The organism is Streptomyces sp. NPDC056948 (assembly GCF_042674225.1).
GTDB lineage: Bacteria > Actinomycetota > Actinomycetes > Streptomycetales > Streptomycetaceae > Streptomyces > Streptomyces purpurascens.
Genome location: NZ_JBHUQX010000484.1, coordinates 1 through 6,378 on the forward strand (window position 1 = coordinate 1; position 6,378 = coordinate 6,378).

At 75.0% G+C, this 6,378-nt stretch carries 3 protein-coding genes; 1 reads left to right on the forward strand and 2 read right to left on the reverse strand.

Going from position 1 to position 6,378, the window contains the following annotated elements:
• Positions 1–61 precede the first annotated feature (61 nt).
• Positions 62–4,450 (reverse strand): FtsK/SpoIIIE domain-containing protein, encoded by a 4,389-nt coding sequence (locus ACFTZL_RS38985; protein ID WP_382593456.1) that lies wholly within the window; start codon positions 4,448–4,450, stop codon positions 62–64.
• 289 nt (positions 4,451–4,739) lie between these two features.
• Between ACFTZL_RS38985 and ACFTZL_RS38990 the strand changes: the two genes are divergently transcribed.
• Complete coding sequence (locus tag ACFTZL_RS38990) at positions 4,740–5,702, forward strand: hypothetical protein (RefSeq protein ID WP_382593450.1); 963 nt, start codon at positions 4,740–4,742, stop codon at positions 5,700–5,702.
• Here the strand turns inward: ACFTZL_RS38990 and ACFTZL_RS38995 are convergent.
• Positions 5,684–6,280 (reverse strand): sigma-70 family RNA polymerase sigma factor, encoded by a 597-nt coding sequence (locus tag ACFTZL_RS38995; protein ID WP_382593453.1) that lies wholly within the window; start codon positions 6,278–6,280, stop codon positions 5,684–5,686. The genes ACFTZL_RS38990 and ACFTZL_RS38995 overlap by 19 nt on opposite strands.
• Between the last annotated feature and the right edge of the window lie 98 nt (positions 6,281–6,378).

Genomic DNA, 6,378 nt, shown 5'->3' on the forward strand with positions numbered 1-6,378 from the left:
CCCGCCGACCTTGTCGGCGGGAGCCCTCAGTTGTATGCGGACGGCGTGTCCGGCGCGTGGGTCAGGCAGGTGCGTCCGGCTCCGCGATCACCGTCTCCGGCACCTGGACCGTGCGCAGCACGCCGTCGCCCAGGTGCAGGATCGCCCGGCCCGGACGGGCCGCGCCCAGCCGGCTGCGCGGGACCTTGACGCCGATCAGCTCGCCGTCGCTCATGTTCTGCGGCTTCAGCAGCAGTCCGCACCGGTTCCGGCGGGCCTCGGTGTGCCAGCCGGAGAAGCCGGAGGAGAGCCGGTCGGTCTGTCCGGCGACGACCAGCCCCCGGCCGGTCTCCGCACCGGACTTGGAGATCTGCGTGAGCACCGGCTCGGCCTTCGTCTTCAGCAGCAGGTCGGCGTCGTCGAGGAGCACCACGGCCCCGTCGGGCGAGGAGGCCAGCGCCTCCTCCAGGGCCGTGGGGTCGATGTCGGACTCGTCGAACACCGCGAGCACGCCGGGCCGTCCGGCGAGGGCGCGCAGCGGCGAGCGGGCGGGGGCCCCGATCACGACCGGGGTGCCGGACGCGAGCAGCGACAGTGCCAGCGTCGACAGGACGGTGCTGCGCCCGGACCGGGCCGGGCCCGCCACCAGGAAGGTCGGTGTCACCGAGAAGTCCGGTCCGAAGGCGGTCAGTTCGTCGCCGCCGACACCGGCCACCGCCCACCGCGGGTGCGGCCACGGCTGCGGCGCGTACCCGGCCGCCTCCTCCCAGGTGAGCCGGTCCGGCAGGGTGTCGACGCGGAACGGCCGGGTGGCGGCGGGCAGGTGAGCCGACCGCTCACGGCACTGCTCGGCGATCCGCTGGAGCGCCGCGGCCTGCGCCTGGCCGCCGGGGTCGTCCGTGAGGAGCGCGATCTGCACCTCCGCCTTGTCGGCGGCGCGCAGTGCCCGGCCCGGCGGGATCTCGTCGGGCACCTTCCGCTGGGTCACGCCGATCATGCCGTACTCGGACTTGTCGTTCAGCTTCAGCACGAGCTTGTCCTCGGTGGAGTTGCCGACCCGGCTGGAGAACAGCGCCCGGTCGCCGGTCATCACCAGGTGGATGCCGACGCTCGCGCCGTCCCGGAGCAGGGTCTGCACCCCGGACAGCAGGTTCCCGGAGTCGTACTCGCCGAGCTGCTTGTCGAAGACCTCCCACCGGTCGATGAACAGCACGATGTGCGGCGGCCGTTCGTCCTCGGGCAGCGCGCGCCTCAGTTCCGTCAGGTCGGCGCTGCCGCGGGCGGCGAGCATCTCCTGCCGCCGGGCGAGCTCCGCCGTCAGCCGGGCGAGCAGCCGGGCCACCCGGTCCGGCTGGGTGCGCTGGGTGACGGCGCCGACGTGCGGCAGCCCCTCCATGGCCAGCAGTGCGCCGTTGCCGCAGTCGATGCCGTACAGGTGCAGCTGGGCCGGGGTGTGGGCGAGGGCCAGCATGCCGGCGAGCGTGCGCAGCGTCTGCGACCTGCCCTGCCGGGGCGAGCCGACGACGTGCAGGTGTCCGAGCGTCGCCGGGTCGATCACCAGGGGCAGCCGGGCCTGTTGGGCGGGCAGGTCCACCACGCCGTACGCGACGGGCGCGAGGTCGTAGTCCGAGAGCGGGGCCGGTGGCAGTTCGCCGGTGACCAGCCTCTCGGGCAGCGGCGGCAGCCAGGGGCTGTGCTGCGCGGGGATGCCCATCTCCCGGTCCGCGTCGCGGATCGCCTTGACGAGTCCGGTGAGGTCGGTGTCCACCTCGGCGGGGGCGACCGCGCCCCGGGACCGCGGCGGGAGCGGTTCGCCGAGCCGCTCCCAGCCGACCGTCACCGCCCAGGGTGCCGGCAGCGAGGTCGCCGCGGCGCCGGGCCGGCGGCCGCCGACCCGCCCGGACTGGAACGGCACGAGGGAGTTCTGGCCGAAGCGCACATAGGCGCGGCCGGGTGTGCCCTGCGAGATCCCGGCAGCCTCGGTGGAGTTGAGGACATCCTGGCTCTCGCCGGAGTCCGTCACCCGGAGCGCGATGCGCAGGTTGGTGTTGGCGCGGATCTCCGAGGAGACGACGCCGCTGGGGCGCTGCGTCGCCAGGATCAGGTGGATGCCGAGGCTGCGGCCCCGCTGCGCGATGTTGACCAGGCCCTTCACGAAGTCCGGCAGGTCGCGCACCATCGAGGCGAACTCGTCGATGACGATGAGCAGCCGGGGCATCGGGGTCTGGCCCGCCGGGTTCCGCTCCAGCGCCTCGACGTAGTCCTCGATGTCCTTGGCGCCGGCCGCGGCGAGGATGTGCTCGCGCCGGGTGAGCTCCGCCGTCAGCGACACCAGGGCCCGCTCCACGAGGTGGGCGTCGAGGTCGGTGACCATGCCGACGGTGTGCGGCAGGTCCACGCAGTCCTTGAACGCGGAGCCGCCCTTGTAGTCGACCAGGACGAACGTCATCGCGTCCGGACGGTTCGCCACCGCGAGCGAGGCGACGAGCGTCTGGAGGAGTTCGGACTTGCCGGAGCCGGTGGTACCGGCGACCAGTCCGTGCGGGCCGTCGCGCCGAAGGTCCAGGTAGAACGGGCCGTCCAGGGAGACGCCGACGGCCGCCCGGGTCGAGCGGCCCCCGGCGGTCCAGCGGGCCCGGACGCCGGCGGCCTGCGGCGGGTCGAGGGCGAGTACGTCGAGCAGTCGCGCGGCACCGGGGAGCACCGCGGCCTCCTCGTCCGCCCCGCCCGGGTCCCGCAGCGGGCCCATCGCGCGGGCCAGCGAGCGGCACCAGTCCAGGGACACCGCGTCGGGCCGGATGCCCCCGACGGTGCCCCTCCCGGAGCGTCCCACCCGCAGGGTTCCGCCGGGCTCCTCGACGGCGACGGCGTGGCACTCCTCGGGCAGCAGCCGCTCCTCGGCGTCCAGGCAGACCGCGCGGACGCCGGCGGACGGTCCGTCGCGCAGGATCTGCGCCACGCCGGGCAGCGAACGCAGCCTGCGGGCCCCGTCGAGGACGACGAGCACGTCGGGTCCTGCGGGCCGGCTCCGCCGGTCCTCCCGTCCGGCGCGCTCGGCGATCAGCGCGGTCAGTTCGGCGACCCGGCGGGCGCAGGACTCCGTGCCGTAGCCGATGCTGGCCGGGGTGTCGCCGGACTTCTTCCGCACGTGCGGCAGCCAGCGCAGCCAGGACCAGCCGTCCCGGCCGGGGCCGCCGGTCGTCAGCAGGTGGATCTGGAGGTCACGGGGGCTGTGCAGGACAGCGGCCTGCGCGACCGCCCACCGTGCCACGGAGCGCGCGGCCGGGCCCTCGCCGGCGATTCCCAGGACGTCGTGCTCACGCAGCGGAACGGTCACCGGGACGTCGTACGCGGTCCACGGGTCCTGGCGGCGGTGTTCGTCCTTGGTCGGGTCCTGGAGCACCACGTCGGACGGCTGGTCGGCGGTCCCGATGCGCAGTTCCAGGAAGTCGGCGTCCGAGGTGCGGCGTTCCCACAGGCGGTGCCTGGGGCCGACGGCGGTCAGCACGACCTCGGCCGGGTCGGGGAAGCCACGGCGCCGGGCGGTGCGTTCGGCCGCCAGGGCCTGCTCCGCGTCGCCCTCGATGCGCTCCTTCTTCTCCTCGTAGGCGGCGACCGCGTCGGAGTGGGACTGGCGTCCGTTGCGCCGGCTCATCAGGTAGTTGCCGACGATCACGACCGGGGAGAGCAGCCCGAACAGCAGCATCGTCAGGCGGCCGAGAATCAGCGCCCCGGCCACCGCCATCACCAGCGGGGCGGCCGCGGCGAGCCACGGGAGCGGCCGGGCCGCGGGCGGCGGGGGCGGGGAAGGCAGGGTGAAGCGGGTGGCGTTCTCGGCCGGCCGCAGCCGCGGCGGGCGGTTGTAGTCCCAGCCGGTGCCGTCCTCCGACGACTCCACGGCCGCGTCCGGCCTCTGCGGGACGGTGAGTTCGAGCAGGCAGCCGCCGACGAGGAGCTGTGCGCCGGCCGGCCAGGCGGTCGCCTCGGCGAGGTCCTCACGGTCCAGTTGCAGGGTGCCGCCGTCCGGCGCGGATGCGTCGGGCGCCACGCGGCAGCGTCCTCCGGGACCCACCGTCAGAACGGCGAGCGGACGCTTCGGTACGGTGCGCAGCACCTGCGCGGCCCCGTCGTGTGCCAGCCCGATCCGGTACTCGCCGATGTCGAGCCGGTGCACCGCGCCCGCCCCGGGCCCGCCGACCGCACGGACCTCCGCCAGCCCGTCCGGTTCGGCCGGCGAGGTACCGGCCGGGCGCCCCAGGCCCACGACGGCCGCGTGGTGGAGCGGCGCGTCCCGCAGCCGCATGTCCGCGGGCAGCAGCCGGTCGCCGACGTACAGGCCGAGGCCCTCCGGGGGCCGCTGGACGCCTCCCGCCCCGGCCAGGGCCTCCGCGACGCCGCCCACGGGCGTGTCGGGGTCGGCGTCGAGGTGGACGTCGAACGCATCACTCTCCCCATCGACCACGGTCAACATCAACGACACGAAACGTCCTCCAGCCAGCGGGTTTGCGGGGGCGCGGGAGCCGTGCTCGGCAGCTCTCGCGCCACTGACGGGACCTACGGGGCCCGCCCGTGGATGGTTCACGGACGGTTCTCGGGCCTGTGCCTACGCGACGTGAACCGTCTGTGGCCGCGCCCCGTAGTGGCCTTCGGGTGCGGGGCGCCTGCTGCAGGGCGCCGCGACTCCGCCGCGGTGCCGTCCCCTCCCCCTCGCTTTCGACCGTCCCGGCTCCGCCGCCGGGGTCCCGACAAGGAGTCAGAAGATGATCTGGTACGTCCTGGCCGTGGTGCTGGGGCTGGCGCTGATCGGAGCGGTGGCCGCGCTGGTCGTCACCGAGCGGCAGCCCCGCCCGCCGAAGCCCGTCGCCCCCTCGGCCGCCGTCGAGGGGCAGGAGGCACTGGACGTGGTCGACGCGGGCCTGCGCCGGCTGACGGGCGAGTGCCTGCGCTCCGGCCGGTCGCTGCCCGACATGTACGCCGTCGTCTACTCCGAGGAGCGGCTCGGACTGCTGCTGGCCGACGCGGAGGAGAACGCCCCGGCGCCCTGGACCGCCGAGGCGGACGGCGAGCGCTGGACGGTCTCGCCCGACGCCCTGCGGCGCTCCGGCCCGGAGGGCGAGCCTGCCCTGCCGTACGCGCTGACGGTGACGGTGGGACTGGACGGCGCCGACCGGGTGCTGGTCGACCTCTCCCGGGCGTCGGGGCCCGTCTCCGTGGCGGGCCCCGACGAGGAGGTGCGCAGTCTGGCGCGGGCCGTCGTCACCGAGGCGCTCGCCGGGCCGGTGGGGGCTCTGGCCGAGGTCACCCTGGTGGGATCCGTGGCCGGCGAAGGGCTCGTCGCCGGCGACGTGCCGCAGGCCTCGCGGCTGCACACCGCGGCCAGCCTGGAGGAGGCGTTCGCCGTGGCGGCCGCGGCGGGCCCGGCACAGCCGGAGCCCGGGTCGCCCGACGTCACCCAGATCTTCCGGCTGATCGAGGGCAGCGGCCGGGTCGCCGTCCAGGGCGAGGCGCCGCACCTGTTCGTCGTGGACGCCTCACAGCTCCCGCGGCGGGAGGGCGCGTTGGACGGCCTGCGGCGCGGGGACGCGCTGCTGGTGCTCGGCGACGCGCCCGCGGGGTGGCGCTGGCGGGCCGGTGCGGGCGGATCGCTCGACACCGGACCGCTCGGCCTGGAGATCACCCGGCACGTGGGGCGACTCGCCGAGCCTCACCCGGCGTCGCGGTAACGGCCGTCCGCGTACAGCCCTCGGCTGTGCAGCGCCTCCCGCAGGGCGCGGGAGGCGTAGAACGTACGCGACTTGACCGTGCCCGGCGGGACGCCGAGGACCCTGGCCGTCTGGTTGACGCTGCGCCCCAGGTAGTGCACGTGCATCAGAACCTCGCGCTGCGGCGGCCGCAGGTCCCACATCGCCTCTAAGAGCACCTGGGAGGTGAGCATGTGGTCCACGTCGTCGGACACCGTGGGGTGGGCGAGTTCCGGGTCGCCGGTCTCCGCCGGTCTGGCCTGGCGGGCCCGGAGATCGTCGATGACGAGGTTGCGCAGGACGGTGAACAGCCACGGCCGTGCCGCATCCGTGGTCGGGTCGATCTGCCCGGCGTGGCGCCAGGCGCGGATCGCGACTTCCTGGAGGACGTCCTCGGCGCGGTGCCAGTCGCCCTGCAGTCTCCGTGCGGCGAACTGCAGCAACGCGCGGCCGTGCACCTGGTAGAAGGCTCTGAGGAACTCCTCGGGGCGGAGTTCCGCGGTGGGGGGACGGGTTATTCGGTCTTCGGTCGAGGTTTCGGTCGAAGTGCTGGCCGACAAGGGCCTTTTCCTCTCCTGTCGCCTGTGGGGAGGGCGACGGTGAACGCGCCCCGGTACCGCCGTCGTTCCGGCGGCCGGGGCGCGTCAGTCCGGTTCGC